The sequence below is a fragment of the Pseudoduganella sp. jia 12 genome, assembly GCF_055502675.1.
Genome location: NZ_JBUXKP010000018.1, coordinates 13,808 through 29,919, shown reverse-complemented (window position 1 = coordinate 29,919; position 16,112 = coordinate 13,808). Strand labels below are relative to the sequence as shown.

Annotated in this window: 14 protein-coding genes; 3 read left to right on the top strand and 11 right to left on the bottom strand. The window is 63.4% G+C overall.

Translation table 11 applies throughout. The features are described from left to right. A complete protein-coding gene (locus ACY65G_RS28470) occupies nucleotides 1–2,859 on the bottom strand; it encodes a TonB-dependent receptor (RefSeq protein ID WP_465000648.1) in 2,859 nt (952 codons plus the stop codon). Further along, nucleotides 2,856–3,905 carry a LacI family DNA-binding transcriptional regulator gene (locus ACY65G_RS28465; RefSeq protein WP_465000647.1) on the bottom strand — a complete coding sequence of 350 codons (1,050 nt, stop codon included), beginning with the start codon at nucleotides 3,903–3,905 and terminating at the stop codon, nucleotides 2,856–2,858. Before ACY65G_RS28465 ends, ACY65G_RS28470 begins: the two co-directional genes overlap by 4 nt. 290 nt (nucleotides 3,906–4,195) lie before the next feature. Here ACY65G_RS28465 and ACY65G_RS28460 point away from each other — a divergent pair, with 290 nt between their 5' ends. Further along, entirely contained in the window at nucleotides 4,196–5,953 is a 1,758-nt protein-coding gene (locus tag ACY65G_RS28460; RefSeq protein WP_465000701.1) for an FAD-dependent oxidoreductase, read from the top strand. Between the two features lie 3 nt (nucleotides 5,954–5,956). Here the strand turns inward: ACY65G_RS28460 and ACY65G_RS28455 are convergent, their stop codons facing one another. Beyond that, a complete protein-coding gene (locus ACY65G_RS28455) occupies nucleotides 5,957–6,922 on the bottom strand; it encodes a questin oxidase family protein (protein WP_465000646.1) in 966 nt (321 codons plus the stop codon). 205 nt (nucleotides 6,923–7,127) lie between these two features. Between ACY65G_RS28455 and ACY65G_RS28450 the strand changes: the two genes are divergently transcribed. Both ACY65G_RS28450 and ACY65G_RS28445 read left to right on the top strand, forming a co-directional pair. Further along, nucleotides 7,128–7,619, top strand: coding sequence for an Hcp family type VI secretion system effector (locus ACY65G_RS28450; RefSeq protein WP_465000645.1), 492 nt, complete (start codon nucleotides 7,128–7,130; stop codon nucleotides 7,617–7,619). Nucleotides 7,620–7,630: 11 nt separating this feature from the next. Beyond that, complete coding sequence (locus tag ACY65G_RS28445) at nucleotides 7,631–8,107, top strand: penicillin-insensitive murein endopeptidase (protein WP_465000644.1); 477 nt, start codon at nucleotides 7,631–7,633, stop codon at nucleotides 8,105–8,107. 529 nt (nucleotides 8,108–8,636) lie between these two features. Here ACY65G_RS28445 and ACY65G_RS28440 read toward each other — a convergent pair. The 8 genes from ACY65G_RS28440 to aroA form a co-directional block, all read right to left on the bottom strand. Further along, nucleotides 8,637–8,957 (bottom strand): ComEA family DNA-binding protein, encoded by a 321-nt coding sequence (locus ACY65G_RS28440; protein WP_465000643.1) that lies wholly within the window; start codon nucleotides 8,955–8,957, stop codon nucleotides 8,637–8,639. Between the two features lie 158 nt (nucleotides 8,958–9,115). Next, nucleotides 9,116–10,054 carry a D-glycero-beta-D-manno-heptose-7-phosphate kinase gene (gene rfaE1, locus ACY65G_RS28435; RefSeq protein ID WP_465000642.1) on the bottom strand — a complete coding sequence of 313 codons (939 nt, stop codon included), beginning with the start codon at nucleotides 10,052–10,054 and terminating at the stop codon, nucleotides 9,116–9,118. A gap of 136 nt (nucleotides 10,055–10,190) precedes the next feature. Beyond that, complete coding sequence (gene lapB / locus ACY65G_RS28430; RefSeq protein ID WP_465000641.1) at nucleotides 10,191–11,366, bottom strand: lipopolysaccharide assembly protein LapB; 1,176 nt, start codon at nucleotides 11,364–11,366, stop codon at nucleotides 10,191–10,193. Between the two features lie 32 nt (nucleotides 11,367–11,398). Continuing rightward, nucleotides 11,399–11,698, bottom strand: a complete 300-nt coding sequence (locus tag ACY65G_RS28425; RefSeq protein WP_465000640.1) for a LapA family protein — start codon at nucleotides 11,696–11,698, stop codon at nucleotides 11,399–11,401. A 110-nt stretch (nucleotides 11,699–11,808) separates the two neighbouring features. Then, nucleotides 11,809–12,114, bottom strand: coding sequence for an integration host factor subunit beta (locus ACY65G_RS28420; protein WP_130185742.1), 306 nt, complete (start codon nucleotides 12,112–12,114; stop codon nucleotides 11,809–11,811). A 50-nt stretch (nucleotides 12,115–12,164) separates the two neighbouring features. Beyond that, nucleotides 12,165–13,841: a 30S ribosomal protein S1 gene (gene rpsA / locus ACY65G_RS28415; RefSeq protein WP_465000639.1), complete on the bottom strand. Its 1,677-nt coding sequence runs from the start codon at nucleotides 13,839–13,841 to the stop codon at nucleotides 12,165–12,167. 129 nt (nucleotides 13,842–13,970) lie between these two features. Beyond that, entirely contained in the window at nucleotides 13,971–14,639 is a 669-nt protein-coding gene (cmk, locus tag ACY65G_RS28410; protein WP_465000638.1) for a (d)CMP kinase, read from the bottom strand. Nucleotides 14,640–14,758: 119 nt separating this feature from the next. Beyond that, entirely contained in the window at nucleotides 14,759–16,111 is a 1,353-nt protein-coding gene (gene aroA / locus ACY65G_RS28405) for a 3-phosphoshikimate 1-carboxyvinyltransferase (RefSeq protein ID WP_465000637.1), read from the bottom strand. Between the last annotated feature and the right edge of the window lies 1 nt (nucleotide 16,112).

The window sequence follows — 16,112 nt, the reverse complement described above, 5'->3', positions numbered from 1 at the left end:
TCAGAATGCGTAGCGTGCGGACAGCTTCAGCGTGCGCATCGGCCCGCCCATCGCATTGGCCAGCTCCACGTTCGGGTTGTCGCCGCCATAGCGGTTGGCCGAACCGGCCAACCCCACCCAGCCATCGTAGCCGCCGTAGTTGACGCTGTTGAACAGGTTGATCACGTCCGCCCGCAAGGTCAGCGCGCCGAAGCGGAAGGCAATGTCCTTGGCGAGGCCCACGTCGACCTGCTTGAAGTTGTCGCTGTTGCCCTTGCTCGGCACACACTGGTTGGCGCCCAGGTGGCAATCGGTCATGCGGAACGGCAGGCCCGAGCCGAACGTGGCTTTGCCGGACAGCAGCAGGCCCCATGGCAGCAGGTCGCCGGACGTGGCCGCGACCACGAGACGGTGCTTCTCCACTTCCGCCGATGGGTTCCACTGGCCCGGATAGCGGCCATAGGTCCAGTTGAAGATGTCGTTCTTCCATTCCTTGTTGGTGGTCTGCGCATCGCTGTAGGTGTAGGTGGCCGACACGCTCCAGCGCGAGCTGCGCGAGTACGGCTTGTCCACCTTGAAGTACACGGTCTCGGCCCGTGCCTGGCTGATGAAGTCGCCCAGCACCAGCGTGCCATAGCCGGGCACCGAGCCCCACAGCGGATCGATCGGGCTCTGGTCACCCCAGCCGCCCCGCACGTCGCGGTTGCCGCCGAACCAGTTGAACTGGTTGCGGCTGCGCGAATTCGTGTAGCCCGCTTCGCCATTCCACATGCCGAGCGCCTGGCGCAGGCCGAAGCTGAACTGGTCGGTGTACGGCGCCTTGCGGTCGTTGCGGATCAGCCAGATCTCGCCGCCCTGCTGGGCATTCTTCTGTAACTCATCGAGCGCGTAGTTCGCCACGGCGCGGTCATAGGCACGGCCCCAGCCGCCGAAGATGACGGACGTCCGGTCGCCCTTCAGGTCGAACGAAAAACCCAGGCGCGGCTGCCAGGCGTTCTTGAACGACTTGCGGCTTCCTCCCGTGCTGATGTAGTCCGCGATGTTCACGCCGCCCTTCGCCAGCGATTGCGCATAGGTCTGGCCGGCCGGCGCGCCGTCACGCGGATCCTGCCGGCCAAACACCGCAACCCGGTCCGCGGGCGTGGCGTAGCCGTCGTTGAGCATGTTGTTCTCGTAGTCGTAGCGCAGGCCCAGGTTCAGTTCCAGCTGCGGCGTGGCCTGCCAGTCGTCCTGCACGTAGATGCCGTATTGCGTGTTCTTGAAGTTCACGCCGATCGGCGGGATGGCCAGGTCGGTTTTCGTCACGCGCGGTATGCCCGTCACGTTGTCGATCAGCTGCTCGAACATGTCCACGCCGCGCGAGGTGCCGGACAGGTCGTATTCCATCCACTTGACCTTGAAGCCGCCCTTGATCGTGTGGCGGTCGAAGCCCGTGTACGTGAGGTCGTCCTGCAGCAGCAGGCCTTTCTGTTCGCGGAACTGGGCATTCGGCGAACCGCCCGCGATCGCCACGCTCACCACGTTGTTGGGCGTGTTGGTGGGCGAGACCAGGTACTTGATGTAGGGTTCCGTGGCCGACGAATGCGGGTTCCACGTGTACTTCTCGTAACCGATGCGGGCTTCGTTGACGAAGTTGTCGGTGGTCCACGTGTGCTTCACGTCGAAGCGGTCTTCATCGTTGGTACGCGCCACTTCATTGCCGGGAAGGCTGAGCAGCCTGTCTTCCGGCACCAGGTCCGTTTCACGCCGCACGCGCAGCGTGGCTTCCAGTCCGTGTTCGTCCGAGATGCGCGCGTTCAGCTTGGCCAGGAACAGGTCCTCGTCGAACTTCGACGTTGTGGCGCCCTGCTGCGCGAGCAGCGACGGCACGACGCCGGCATCGGGCAGCTGGTTACGGTTCTGCAGCAGGATCTGGCGCGGATCGTCGATCTTCTTGCCTTCATAGGCCAGGAAGAAGTGCGCCACATCCTTCCTGATCGGGCCACCGAGCGTCATGCCGAACTGGTCCTGCTTCGAGTCCGGCCGGCCGATGCCCTGTGCCTCGGCCTTTTTCTGGAACGGATCCATCGCCGTTACCTTCGTGCCCGTATGGTCCCAGAACACGTCGCCATGCAGCTCGTTGGTACCCGACTTGGTGACGGCCGTGATGGCGGCGCTCGACACCTGGTCGAATTCGGCCTTGTAGTTCTGCGAAATGACCTTGTATTCGGCGATGGCCGATTGCGGGAACGGGTTGCCGCGGCTGGAGTCGAGGCCCGACACGCCACCGCGCAGGATATTGTTCTTCTGGCTGACGCCGTCGATGAAGACGTTGACGTTGTCCTGGTTCTGGGCGCCGCTGCGCAAGGTCACGTTGCCGGACTGGTCGACGTCGAAGCGCACGCCCGGCGCCAGGTCGGCGAACGACAGGAAATTGCGGGTGACCTGCGGCAGGCGCTCGATCTGCTCGCGCGAGACCGACGTGCCCACTTCGGACGTGGTCACGTCGCGCCGCTGCGCTGAGCCGGTGATGACGATGCGCTGCGGCTGGCTGCCGCTGGCCGCGACCGTGTTCAGGTCCAGCGTGCTGGTCTGGCCGACGGCCAGCGTGACCGTGTCGGTGGCCTGGCCGCCGACCTGCACCTGGTAGGCGCCGGGCGCCAGGCCGGTCAGCACGTAGCTGCCATCGCTGCGCGTCGCGGTGCGGTATACATAGCCGTTGGCCTGGTTGGTGGCCGTCACGGGCGTGCCGGCAGGGCTGATGGCGCCGGCCGCGGTGACCTGCCCGCGCAAGGTGGCCGTGGACAACTGCGCCGATGCGGGCAGCGTCGCCAGCAGGGCCGACGCCAGCGCGCCGGCCATGACCGTGAGGCGCAGTGCGTGGTGTGACATGTTCTTCATTGCCGGTCTCCTGTTATTGGAATCCTGTTCGATGGGGCGGGTGCCCGTTGGCCGCTGGAGGCGCGCACGACGAGGTGCGCGTCCAGCGTGTCGGCGGCCGCACCATGGCCGCCGTGCGCGCCGCCGGCGATCTGGCCGGCAAGCCGGTCCAGCGCCAGGGCGCCCATCTCCGCGATCGGCACGCGCACGGTGGTCAGCGCCGGCGTGACGTAGCGGGCCACGGGAATGTCGTCGAAGCCGGCCAGCGCGATATGGGCGGGCACGTCGACACCGGCAGCCTGCAGCGCGAGCTGGGCGCCGATCGCCATCATGTCGTTCGCGGCGAACACGGCGCCCGGTCGCCGCTTCCGGCGCGCCAGCGCGGCGCCGACGCGGGTGCCGGCTTCCTCGGTGAAATCGCCTGCGTACACTGCTTCGCGGGCGCGTGGCAGGAAGGCGGCCAGCGCGGCGCGGTAGCCGCGCAAGCGCTCCTGCGCTTCGAAATTGCCGGCCGGGCCGGTGATGAAGCCGATGCTGCGGTGGCCGCAGGCCGCCAGGTGGCCTACCATCGCATGGGCGGCGCTGTAGTTGTCGATCGAAACGGAAGCATACGCGCCGCCTCCGGCACCGCTGTTCAGCAGCACGACCGGCAGTTGACCAGGCAGGTTGTCGGCCAGGAAGGCGGCATCCGCGTGGGGCGACATCACCAGCAGACCGTCGACGCGGCCCCGCATCGTGCGCAGCGCGGTGGCCGCCTCGTCGGCGCCCCCGTGCAGGCTGGCCACCAGCAGGTGCAGGCCACGGCGGCGCGCGGCACCGTCGATGCCGCGGATCATCTCGGAAAAATATTCGCCGTACAGGTCGGGCAGCAGAACGCCCACGGTGTCGGTCAGGTTGGTGGACAGGCTGCGCGCGCCCACGTGCGGCACGTAGCGCAGCGCCTTCATCACGGCAAGGATGTGGGCACGGGTGCCGTCGGTGACCGTTGAATGGCCGTTGAGCACGCGCGACACGGATGCCACCGACACATTTGCCGCCTGCGCCACGTCCTTGATGGTGATTCCCATTGCCGTGCAGCCCTCGTTCTTTCCGGATGTAACCGATTACATTGCACCGTCAAAAAAATGGCCGGAAGGCCAGGATCGCTTGAAAAGAATGCAACCCGAATGTAACCCGAATGTAACCCGAATGTAACCGCACACATTTGGGCATGCAAAGAGTTTATTTGTCGTGTGGGGGTGGCGCGACATCTGCCGAACGGGATACCGGGCGCCGCGGCAGCCCTGCGGCGCGGCATGTTCGGCTACACTGGCGCAGCCACTCCACCATCACCGCGCAGGAACCCGCCATGGCGAACATGCAGCTGACCCCGAATCAATTCGTGCCCGAATCCAGCCGCGAGGAAGCGGTGACGCCGGTCTCGCAGAACCTCGAATCGCGGCGTTACCAGATGTTCCCCACGCTCTCCGATGCGGAGATGAAAAAGCTGCAGCGCTTCGGCACCGTGCGCACCTACCACAACGGCGTGCGCATCCTGGAGGCGGGCCACACCACGTTCGGCCTGATCGTCACGCTGGCCGGCCGCATCGCGATCAGCCGCTACGACGGCCTGGGCAACTCATGGCCGATCACGGAACACGGCCGCGGCGAGTTCACCGGCGAGGTGTCGCAGCTGGCCGGCCGGCCCACCCTCGTCAATGCGATGGCCGTGGGCGACGTGGAAGCGCTCGTGATTTCGCCGGAGAACCTGCGCGCGCTGGTAATCGCGGAGGCCGAACTGGGCGAGCGCATCGTGCGCGCGCTGATCCTGCGCCGCGTGGGCCTGCTGGAAGCGAATTCCGGTGGCCCGGTGCTGGTGGCCCCCGCCGGCCATGGCCGCCTGCACCAGCTGCGCAGCTTCCTGGCCAGCAATGCCTATCCGCACACGGTGCTCGACCCGAAGGAGGACGAGCAGGCGCGCAGCCTGTGCGAGTACTACCAGCCCACGGCCGACGACTGGCCGCTGGTGGTATGCCCGGACGGCAGCGTGAAGAAGAACCCGACGAATGCCGACATCGGCCGCTGCCTCGGCCTGCTGCCCGACCTGGACGAGGAAAAGGTGTGGGACGTGATCGTGGTGGGCGCCGGCCCCGCCGGCCTGGCGACGGCCGTGTATGCCGGCTCGGAGGGCCTGTCCGTGCTCGCGCTCGAACAGCGTGCCTATGGCGGCCAGGCGGCGGCCAGCGCCCGCATCGAGAATTACCTGGGCTTCCCCACCGGGATCTCGGGCGGCGCCCTGGCCGGCCGCGCCTTCGTGCAGGCGCAGAAATTCGGCGTGGAGTTGGCGATTCCCGCCCCCTCGACCCGCCTGGTCTGCGATACCTATCCGCTCGAGGTGCAGCTGGCCGAAGGCAAGCGCATGAAGGGCCGCACCGTGGTGCTGTCGTGCGGCGCGCGCTACCGCCGCCCGGCTCTGGACAACATCGCCCAGTTCGAAGGCCGCGGCATCTATTATTGGGCGTCGCGCATCGAGGCCAACCTGTGCCAGAACGAGGATGTGATCCTGGTTGGCGCCGGCAATTCGGCGGGCCAGGCGGCCGTGTTCCTGTCCAGCCATGCCAAACGGGTGCACATGGTGATCCGCGGCGACGGCCTGAAAGCGACGATGTCCACGTACCTGATCGAGCGCATCCACGCCACGCCCAACATCGAACTGCACACGCACACTGAAATCGTGCAGCTCGAAGGCGACGACGATGGCTTGAAGGGCGTGCGGCTGCGGAACAACCGCACCGGCGAGGAACACGATTCGACCGTGTGCCGCGTGTTCCTGTTCATCGGCGCCGACCCGAACACGGACTGGCTGGGCGACTGCGGCGTGGACGTGGACCCGCAAGGCTTCATCCGCACCGGCCACGACGTGACGAAGGCGCAGTGCCGCGCCAACTTCGACGAGGGCATCTACCCGAAGGACCAGCCGCAGCGCTCGCCGCTGGAAACGAGCGTGCCGGGCGTGTTCGCGATCGGCGACGTGCGCGCCGGCTCCACGAAGCGGGTGGCGGCCGGCGTGGGCGAAGGCGCGCAGGTCGTGTCGCAGATCCACGCCTTCCTCGCGCATCTGCCGCTGGCGAAGTAGCCGTCAGCGGGGCGCCACGGCGCGGGCGGCGATCTCCCGGTAGCGGGCATCGCCGTATTCTTCGTATTCCGCATGCGCCGTGTAGCACAGCTTGATCACGTGGTCGTCCGTCGACTGGATCGCGCTTTCCGCGATCTCGTTCCAGCCAGCGCGGGTCGTCCCGGCGCGGCGGCCTTCACGCTGCGCGGCCAGCCACGCCACCAGCACCCCCTGCCACAGTTGGCGCAATGCCGCTTCGCCATCGTCCACGTGACGGACGATGGTACGGAATGCATGGCACGCGGTGACCGTATGCAGCAGCATGAAATCCTCGCTGGCATGGAAGGCGGCCAGTGCGAACGCGGCCACGTCGCGCAGTGCGATCGATGCGCTCTGCGCGCCGGCCAGCGCCGGACTGCGTTCGACAGCGGCCATGCGCGCGCCGATGGTCTGCCCTGCTCCGCCGCCGTCCCCGGTGGCGGCGGCGATGCGCGCCGCGATCACGTCCAGCGCTTCCTCCGCGCGGCCTGACGGCACCGGCAACGGCTTGCAGGCCAGCACCCAGAATGCCAGCGCGGCGCACAGCTCGCCGCGATCCCCTGCTTCCAGCGCGTAAGCAAGCCGGATCATCGCATGGAAGCCGGCCGCGGCCAGGCCCGGCATCAGCGCGGGCAGCCAGCGGCGCAGCACGGCTTCTTCACCATCTGTGGCGATGGCATCGTTGAAAAAGCGTTCCAGTCCCGCGTAGTGCACGCCCTGCCCCAGCAGCGCCAGCGGATCGGTGACGGGCTCGCATGCGCCGGCCGGTTGCAGCCGCTGGCGGTAGCCGTCGGCGAACCGTTCGAGCACGGCGGGTGGCGCGCGCATCCTTTCCAGCGCTATCAGCGCCATCGGCAGGTGGTTGGAAAAGCCGGGGCCGTACAAGGGCCCGTAGCGGCGGGCGTCGGCCAGCAGGGCCGAGCAGGTGGAGGAAATGGCAGCAGTGGTCATGGCGGTCTCCTTGAAAGGATGACCAACTATACGCCCGCCTGTCCGATAAATAAATAAAAACATTTACTTATCGCCGCAGTCACTTCTCGCGTCTCTAGCGCGCATGCCGTTAGTCACGCACCTACTCATCTATTGAGCGTTCCCAACAAACAGCACCTCTGAACAGGCAACAATCCCTTCCACACATCTTTCCTAGGAGAATGACATGGCAATTGACGTTTACCTGCAAATTGACGGCATTAAAGGGGAGTCGGCGGACGCGTCTCATCAGGGCTGGATCGAAGTGACTTCAGCCTATTGGGGCGTCTCGCAACCACGCAGCGCGACGGCATCGACTGGCGGCGGCCACACAGCTGAACGGTGCGAGCATCGCAAGCTATCGTTCACCAAGCTGGCAGATATGGCTTCACCGGTTCTTTTGCAGACGTGCTCTGCCGGCAGAACGATTCCAAAGGTAAAGTTGGAATTCATGCGTGCAGATGGAAATGGCACACCGGTAAGATATTATGAAGTCGAAATGGAAAACGTCATTATCGCTAGCGTGGATCAGGCGATAGCTGAAGGAAATATCTTGCGCGACTCGGTCGGACTAGCTTTCTCGAAGGTCAAGTGGAAATACACCTATCAAAAAATTTCCGGAGGCATAGGTGGCAATACTACAGGCGGTTGGGATCTCGCCTGTAACAAATGCGTATGACGGAGGTTGAAATGGAAAACCAGCCAATAGATTCACGCAGCTATTTTATGCTCCCGCAAGCTCCGGAAGACTCGGGCTACTACGTCTATGGAAAATTTAATGGAGTTCCGAGCAAAGGAGCTGCTCAATATGTCCACCCCTCATTGATGACCGCGATACTTCGCATTGAAAGAGAGTGGCGTACTTTCGAGACTCGTAAATTCGGCATCGGGGATATCAGCTTGGCAGGGGGCGGAGATCACCCTGACCATCAGTACCACGAGAGAGGCATTGATGTCGATGTACGGCCAGTTCGCAAGGATGGCAAACATATTCCTGTTGTTTGGAATGACAACAGTGCATATGACTTTGAAGCAACCGAGAAGCTGATCGGTTTATTTCACGCATACGCAAATGCAAAAGTCATTCTCTTCAATGATCGACGAATCCCCTTTGTAGTCCCGGCACCGTATCACGACAATCATTTTCACGCGACCATTTGGATCTGAGATGAAGAATCTATTTTTGCTAATCCTAATGGGGACCACCATTTTTACAATAGTCAAGGCGGCCCCCTTGGATTCATGGCGCCCGTTCCAAGCTCGCTACACAATCTTTTCCGGGCCTGTCTTGTCCGATCGAGAGCCGCCCACCTCGACAGATAGAAAGCTCACTATTCTCGTCGAAGGGCAGCCGGCAAAGGAGATTTTTGATTCCATCGGGCCGGACGTGCCCCCCACCTGCTTGCAAGATAAAGGAGACAGACAACGAGCCAAACAGGGGGTGCAGTGCACTTATACTGCCCAAGGAAAGAACACGGGCTATGATTGCTGGATCGGAATAGACCTTCGCACCGGCAAGAGCATCGGAACAGTCAGCTGTTAATCGCCAGCTTTGCTGCTCGAAGATGCTTCACCTGCGGCTAACGCGCGCTTCAGGATGCGTCAGGATCAAGTCAAAGGTGCCACGTGATAAGTGGTATTTGCCAACCTGAAAAAAGCCCGGGCATTGCCCGGGCCGCTCCCTACACTACCTGCGTTATTTCTTCGCCGTGTCCTTCGGTGCGGCCGCCACCTTGGCCGCCGCGCCGTCGCGCGATTTGCCGTTGATCTGCAAACCCGCTTCGGACAGCTTCATCGCGTTTTTCTCGCCGACGCCCTTCACGCGCTGTTCGAAATCGGACCAGTCCTTGAATTCGCCCTTTGCCCGCTCGTCCAGGATCGCTTTCGACTTGGCCGGGCCGATGCCCTTGACCGTATCGAGCGCGGCCTGGTCGGCCTTGTTGACGTCGACCTGGGCAAACGCGATGCCCATCGTGGCGACGATGGCGGCAATGGCGAGCAACAGTTTTTTCAGCATGGTGTCCTCCGTGAAGTGGGTGCGACGCGGCTGCGTCCCGACACAGAGTAGTGGACGAAAACGGGTTGCACCGGCCTCATGCACGCGCCATTGCGGCCTGTCAGCGGGCTCGGCAATGAAGGGAACTTCGCATGCCGCGAAAATTCCCCGGTCGGAGGTCAGCCGAACAGCTCTTCGCGCGTGACCGTGGCCGTACCGAGCTTGCCGACGACGATGCCACCGGCGCGGTTCGCCGTCTGCACCGCATCCTGCCAGCTCGCGCCGGCGCCCAGCATCGCCGCCATCGTGGCGATCACCGTGTCGCCGGCGCCGGACACGTCGAACACTTCGCGCGCGTCGGCCGGGATGTGGAAGCGCTGGTCCCTCGTGTACAGCGTCATGCCTTCTTCCGAACGGGTCAGCAGCAGCGCTTCGAGCAGCAGCGACTCGCGCAGGTTCTGGGCTTTCTCGGTCAGCTGTTCCTCGCTGTTCCAGCTGCCCACGATGCGTTTCAGCTCGCCCTTGTTCGGCGTGAGCACCGTGGCGCCCGTGTAGCGCGTAAAGTCGTCGCCTTTCGGGTCGACCATCACGATCTTGTTGGCGGCACGGGCCGCCATGATCATGTCGGTCACGTTGACCAGGCTGCCCTTGGCGTAATCGGACAGCACGATCACGTCATGATCCGGCAGCAGCGCGCGGTATTGCAGCAGCTTGTCGCGCAGGACCACGTCGCTGGGCGGTTCCTCGAAATCGATGCGCAGCATCTGCTGCTGGCGGCCGATCACGCGCAGCTTGATGATCGTGGAAATCGCCTCGTCCCGCTTCAGGTAGCTGTGGATGCCGCCGCCGGCGAGCAGCTGTTCGACTTCGGTGCCCGCCTCGTCGGCACCGACGACGCCGAGCAGGCCGGCGCGCGCACCCAGCGCGGCCGCGTTGCGGGCCACGTTGGCGGCGCCGCCCAGCCGGGCTTCGCGCTTTTCCACGCGCACGATGGGGACCGGGGCTTCCGGCGAGATGCGGGCGACTTCGCCGAACCAGTAGCGGTCGAGCATGACGTCGCCGACGACCAGCAGGCGAACCTTGTCGAGGGAAGAAATTGGGGAGGGATTGGTGGTCAAGATCGATTCCTTCGATGCTGCATCCTGAACAATGCAGCTGTTGACATCGTTGATGCCACCCCAAGTGCAAATTCCGGGGTCAGACCCCGAGGGCCTGCCCCCAACCGTTCGCCGTTGGGTCTGGCGTCAAACTGGATTAATTCATCACATTCAGTTCTTCGGTGCGCCGCGGCGGGTAAGTCTCCCACCGGCTGCAGCCCGGGCAATGCCAGTAGAACTGGCGCGCCTTGAAGCCGCAGTGGCTGCACTGGTAGCGCGCCAGCTTTTGCGTGTAGCCATGCACCAGGTTCTTCACCAGCGACAGTTCGGCCAGCACGGCCGGCGCGGCGTCGAGCATGCGGGCTTCGAGGAATTTGTCGAGCCCCAGCAGGGTCGGCGTGCGGCGCAATTCGTCGCCGACGAGGTTGCGCGCCGCTTCCACGCCTTCCAGGTCCAGCACGGCCTTGAACACCACTTCCAGCAGGTCGATCGACGAGGCCTGCTGCAGGTACGATTTCAGCAGGGACAGGCCTTCGGCCGCCCTGTCGACTTTCCGGTAGCCGTCCATGATGCGCTGCGCCACCAGCGCCACGTGCGGCACGCTCTGCTGCTCCACGCGGCGCCATACCGCCAGCGCGCCTTCCACGTCGCCTTTCGCCAGGTGCACGTCGCCACACAGGATCGTGGCGCGCACGCTGGTGCGGTCGGCCTGCAGCGCCTTGTCCAGCAGCGGCATCGCATCGTCCGGATGGATGTGCACCAGCGCATCCTGCGCCAGCTCGCAGTAGAACTGCGCGATTTCCTTCTGGCGCGAGCCGGCACCCGCTTCCTGCAGGGCGATCGCCGCCTCGATGGCGCGGTGCCATTCCTTTTCGCGCTGGTAGATTTCCAGCAGCGCGCGGCGGCCCTGCACGGCGTACGACGTGTCCAGCAGGCGCGTATAGGTTTCCTCGGCGCGGTCCAGCAGACCCGCCTTCAGGTAATCCTGGCCCAGTTCATACTCGGCATGCGCGCGCTCGTCGACAGGCAGGTCGGGCCGTGCCAGCAGGTTCTGGTGGATACGGATTGCCCGCTCCGTTTCGCCGCGGCGGCGGAACAGGTTGCCGAGCGCGAAGTGCAGCTCGGTCGATTCGGGATCCTGCTTGACGATGTCGATGAAGGAATCGACCGCCTTGTCCGGCTGGTCGTTCAGCAGGTAGTTCAGGCCCTTGAAATAACCGCGCGGCAGGGTGCGCGATTCCGATACCAGTTGCCGGATGTCGACGCGCGCGGCAATCCATCCCAGGCCGAAGAATGCCGGGATACCCAGTAACCACCAGAGTTCAAATTCCATGTGTGCTTGTTTTTCTTGTCTGAGCCGACCGCTTACTGCTGCGCGTTGACGTTGTCCGGCGCCCGGTTCACTTGCAGCGCGGCGCTTTGCAGCGTGAGGATCATGGTCTGCTGCCGCGTCGCTTCGCGGCGCCGGCGGACGATGGAGGGAGTCAGGGCGAGCACGCCGAGGGCGGCGCCGGCCACGAAGAAGGCCAGCAGCAACAGCACCAGGGGGCCGCGCAATTCGTAGTTCAGGAACAGGTGCAGGTCGACTTCCTGCGTGTTTTTCAGGGCAAAGCCGAAGAACAGGATAAACAGCACTATGCCAACAATTGTGGAAATGATTTTCATCGCTTTAGCGTTCCCGTTTTTCACTCATGCCGGACATTACAACTTTTCAGCATAAAAAAAAAGGGCGGGCTTTCGCCCACCCCTTTTTGACCATCCTGTGCGCAGAGACCTCAGTCCTCGATGATCGGTTGCCCGACCATCGCGTCCACGCGCTCGCGCAACTGCTTGCCCGGCTTGAAGTGCGGTACCCGCTTTTCAGGCACCATCACCTTGTCGCCGGACTTCGGATTGCGACCGATGCGCGGTGGCCGGCTGTTCAGGGCAAAGCTGCCGAAGCCCCGGATCTCGATGCGCTGGCCGGCCGACAGGGCACCGGTCATCGCGTCGAGAATGGTCTTCACGGCATACTCCGCATCCTTGGCCACCAGCTGCGAATAACGCTCAGCCAGGCGGTTGATCAGTTCGGACTTGGTCATCTGCGTTCCAGGAAAAGTCAGTGGTTATTTACTTCTTGCTTAGTTCTTGCTCAGTTCTTGTTATCGAACTTGGCCTTCAGCAGTGCGCCCAGGCTGGTGGTGCCCGATGCGGCGTTGCTGTCGGAAGCGATCTTCTGCATCTGCTCGGCGGTGTCAGCATTGTCCTTGGCCTTGATGGACAGCTGGATGCTGCGTGCCTTGCGGTCGATGTTGATGACCAGTGCTTCGACCTTGTCGCCCACCTTCATGTGCGTACCGGCATCTTCCACGCGATCGCGGGAGATTTCGGAAGCGCGCAGGTAGCCTTCGACTTCTTCGTTCAGCTGGATCACGGCGCCTTTCGGCTCCACCGATTTCACGGTGCCGGTAACCAGCGAACCCTTGTCGTTCAGGGCTGCGAAGTTGTTGAACGGGTCGCCTTCCAGCTGCTTCACGCCCAGGGAGACGCGCTCGCGCTCGACGTCGATTGCCAGGACCACGGCTTCCAGTTCGTCGCCTTTCTTGAACTTGCGCACGGCTTCTTCGCCGGCTTCGGTCCAGGACAGGTCGGACAGGTGCACCAGGCCGTCGATGTTGCCAGCCAGGCCGATGAACACGCCGAAGTCGGTGATCGACTTGATCGCGCCGCGCACTTTGTCGCCCTTCTTGTGGGTGACGCCGAAGTCGTCCCAAGGATTGGCCTTGCACTGCTTCATGCCCAGCGAGATACGACGACGCTCTTCGTCGATCTCCAGAACCATGACTTCGACTTCGTCGCCCAGCTGCACGACTTTGTTCGGGGCCACGTTCTTGTTCGTCCAGTCCATTTCGGACACGTGAACCAGGCCTTCGATGCCCTGTTCCACTTCCACGAACGCGCCGTAGTCGGTCAGGTTCGTGACTTTACCGAACAGGCGGGTGCCTTGCGGGTAGCGACGGGACAGACCGGTCCAAGGATCGTCGCCCAGCTGCTTCACGCCCAGCGAAACGCGGTTCTTTTCCTGATCGTACTTCAGCACTTTCGCGGTGATTTCCTGGCCAACCGTCAGCACTTCCGACGGGTGACGCACGCGGCGCCATGCCAGGTCGGTGATGTGCAGCAGGCCGTCGATGCCGCCCAGGTCCACGAACGCGCCGTAGTCGGTGATGTTCTTCACGACGCCGGTCACGACCGTGCCTTCTTTCAGCGTTTCCATCAGCTTCTGGCGCTCTTCGCCCATCGATGCTTCGATGACGGCGCGGCGCGACAGGACGACGTTGTTACGCTTGCGATCCAGCTTGATGACCTTGAATTCCAGGGTCTTGCCTTCGAACGGGGTGGTGTCCTTGACCGGACGGGTGTCGACCAGCGAACCCGGCAGGAAGGCACGGATGCCGTTGGTCAGAACGGTCAGGCCGCCCTTGACTTTGCCATTGACGGTACCGGTGACGATCTCGCCCGATTCCATGGCTTTTTCCAGTGCCAGCCACGATGCCAGGCGCTTGGCCTTGTCGCGCGACAGGATGGTATCGCCGAAACCATTTTCCAGCGATTCAATGGCCACGGAAACGAAGTCGCCTACTTTGACTTCCAGTTCGCCCTGGTCATTCTTGAATTCTTCAACGGGGATGAAAGCTTCCGATTTCAGGCCGGCGTTGACGATCACGAAGTTGTGATCCAGACGCACGACTTCAGCGGAGATCACTTCGCCAGAGCGCATGTCTTGACGTGACAGGGACTCTTCGAAGAGGGCTGCGAAACTTTCCATTTAAATTAATTCCAGGTTATCCAGCAAGGCTCGCAAAATGCGACTTCAACTGGGTTAAGGGTTAAAACACACTGCGCACGGACAGAGCACGCCGCAGCTCGAACTCACTACATCAGTCACGACATCAACTTATTTCCCGATGGCCGCATACCATCCCAGCACCTGTTCTACGGCGGTTTCCACCGTCATGTTCGAGGTATCGAGAACATGCGCCCCCTCTGCGGGGACGAGAGGTGCGATGGCCCGGTGCGTATCCCGGTCGTCGCGCGCTCGCAAATCCATCAGGAGGTCGTCCATATTAGCAGAAATTCCTTTGCCGATCAATTGCTTATAGCGGCGATCGGCGCGCGCCTCGACACTTGCAGTCAGGAATACCTTTAGTTGCGCATGTGGAAAGATTACCGTGCCCATGTCGCGGCCGTCGGCCACGAGGCCCGGCGCCTTGCGAAAGCCCAGTTGCAGGCCGTAAAGCGCCTGGCGCACAGGGGGCAGCACGGCGATCTTCGACGCCGTATTGCCGACCTCCTCCGCGCGGATCGCATCCGTCACGTTCTCGCTGGACAGGAAGATCGCGTCGCCCGAAAAGTGGATATGGAGATGCTCGGCAAGTTTCGCAAGAGCATGATCATCGTTCAGCGGCGTGCCGCGACGCAACGCCTGCAGCGCCGTCAAGCGGTACAGCGCGCCGGAATCGAGCAGGTGGAAGCCGAGCTTATCGGCGACTTTGTGGGCAACGGTCCCCTTGCCGGATGCGGTGGGGCCGTCGATCGTGATGACGGGAATGTGGGAGGTAGGCATGGGGCGGATTTTAACCCGCGACCGCTTGAAACAATTGCTCGAAAAATGGGGACGTACCCCATTTTTCGAGCAATTGTTTCCTGAAAAATGGGGTACGTCCCCATTTTCCAGGAAATTTTTTAGTACTTGGCGTCGTGGGCGATGCCGGCGAAGGCGGTGAAGTAGTCGGGGAAGGTCTTGGCCACGCACTTCGGGTCGTTGATGCGCACGTCGGCGCCGCGGCGGGCGGCGCCGTCCAGCGAGGCCAGCGAGAAGCACATCGCCATGCGGTGGTCGTCGTAGGTGTCGATCGTGGCGGCGGACAGCACCTTCGGCGGCGTCACCTTCAGGTAGTCGGCGCCCTCCTCCACTTCGGCACCCAGCTTGCGCAGCTCGGTGGCCATGGCGGCGATGCGGTCGGTTTCCTTCACGCGCCAGCTGGCGATGTTGCGCAGCGTGCTCGTGCCCTCGGCATACAGGGCGGCGATGGCGATCGTCATCGCGGCATCCGGGATGTGGTTGAAGTCGGCGTCGATGGCCTTCAGAGGACCGGACGATTTTGCTTCGATCCAGTTGTCGCCCATCGTGATCTGCGCGCCCATTTCCTGCAGCGCGTGCACGAAGCGCACGTCGCCCTGGATCGAGTCGCGGCCCACGCCTTCCACGCGCACGGGGCCGCCGGCAATGGCGCCCGCCGCCATGAAGTACGACGCGGACGACGCATCGCCTTCCACGTGGATGTTGCCGGGGCTCTGGTAGCGCTGGCCGGAGGCGACCGTGAACGATTGCCACTCATCCTGCTCGATGGTGACGCCGAAGCGGCGCATCAGGTTCAGCGTGATCTCGATGTATGGCTTGGAAATCAGCTCGCCTTCGACTTCGATCGTCACCGAGTGCGCATGCGCCATCAGCGGCGCGACCATCAGCAGCGCCGTCAGGAACTGGCTCGACACATTGCCGCGCACGGACAGCTTGTTCGTGTTGAACTGGCCGTCGCGGATATGCAGCGGCGGGAAGCCGGCATTGCCCGTGTACTCGATGTTCGCGCCGACGGCGTTCAGCGCGTCGACCAGGTCGCCGATCGGGCGCTCGTGCATGCGCGGCACGCCGCTTACCTTGTAGTCGCCGCCGATCACGGCCAGCGCCGCCGTCAGCGGGCGGATCGCGGTGCCGGCGTTGCCCATGAAGAGGTCGGCCTGGCGGTTCGGGAAGCTGCCGTTGGCGCCCTGCACGCGGTGGATCGTGCGGGCATTGCCGTTGACAGCCTCCTGCGGCTCTTCCTTCCACTCCACGCCCAGCGCGCGCAGCGCGGCCAGCATGACCTGCGTGTCGTCGGAATCGAGCAGGTCGACGATCTTGGTTTCGCCTTCGGCCAGCGCGGCCAGCAGCAGGATCCGATTGGAGATGCTCTTGGAGCCCGGCAGGCGGACAACGCCTTCCACGTGCATCACCGGCTTCAGGTCGATGTACGGCGGGTGATTCAGTTCTGCCATG

What these genes read in the sequence shown, in the direction of transcription:
- ACY65G_RS28470 (WP_465000648.1), bottom strand. Translation starts at nt 2,859, where the DNA reads ATGAAGAACATGTCACACCACGCACTGCGCCTCACGGTCATGGCCGGC.
- ACY65G_RS28465 (WP_465000647.1), bottom strand. Translation starts at nt 3,905, where the DNA reads ATGGGAATCACCATCAAGGACGTGGCGCAGGCGGCAAATGTGTCGGTG.
- ACY65G_RS28460 (WP_465000701.1), top strand. Translation starts at nt 4,196, where the DNA reads ATGCAGCTGACCCCGAATCAATTCGTGCCCGAATCCAGCCGCGAGGAA.
- ACY65G_RS28455 (WP_465000646.1), bottom strand. Translation starts at nt 6,922, where the DNA reads ATGACCACTGCTGCCATTTCCTCCACCTGCTCGGCCCTGCTGGCCGAC.
- ACY65G_RS28450 (WP_465000645.1), top strand. Translation starts at nt 7,128, where the DNA reads ATGGCAATTGACGTTTACCTGCAAATTGACGGCATTAAAGGGGAGTCG.
- ACY65G_RS28445 (WP_465000644.1), top strand. Translation starts at nt 7,631, where the DNA reads ATGGAAAACCAGCCAATAGATTCACGCAGCTATTTTATGCTCCCGCAA.
- ACY65G_RS28440 (WP_465000643.1), bottom strand. Translation starts at nt 8,957, where the DNA reads ATGCTGAAAAAACTGTTGCTCGCCATTGCCGCCATCGTCGCCACGATG.
- lapB (WP_465000641.1), bottom strand. Translation starts at nt 11,366, where the DNA reads ATGGAATTTGAACTCTGGTGGTTACTGGGTATCCCGGCATTCTTCGGC.
- ACY65G_RS28425 (WP_465000640.1), bottom strand. Translation starts at nt 11,698, where the DNA reads ATGAAAATCATTTCCACAATTGTTGGCATAGTGCTGTTTATCCTGTTC.
- ACY65G_RS28420 (WP_130185742.1), bottom strand. Translation starts at nt 12,114, where the DNA reads ATGACCAAGTCCGAACTGATCAACCGCCTGGCTGAGCGTTATTCGCAG.
- rpsA (WP_465000639.1), bottom strand. Translation starts at nt 13,841, where the DNA reads ATGGAAAGTTTCGCAGCCCTCTTCGAAGAGTCCCTGTCACGTCAAGAC.
- cmk (WP_465000638.1), bottom strand. Translation starts at nt 14,639, where the DNA reads ATGCCTACCTCCCACATTCCCGTCATCACGATCGACGGCCCCACCGCA.
- aroA (WP_465000637.1), bottom strand. Translation starts at nt 16,111, where the DNA reads ATGGCAGAACTGAATCACCCGCCGTACATCGACCTGAAGCCGGTGATG.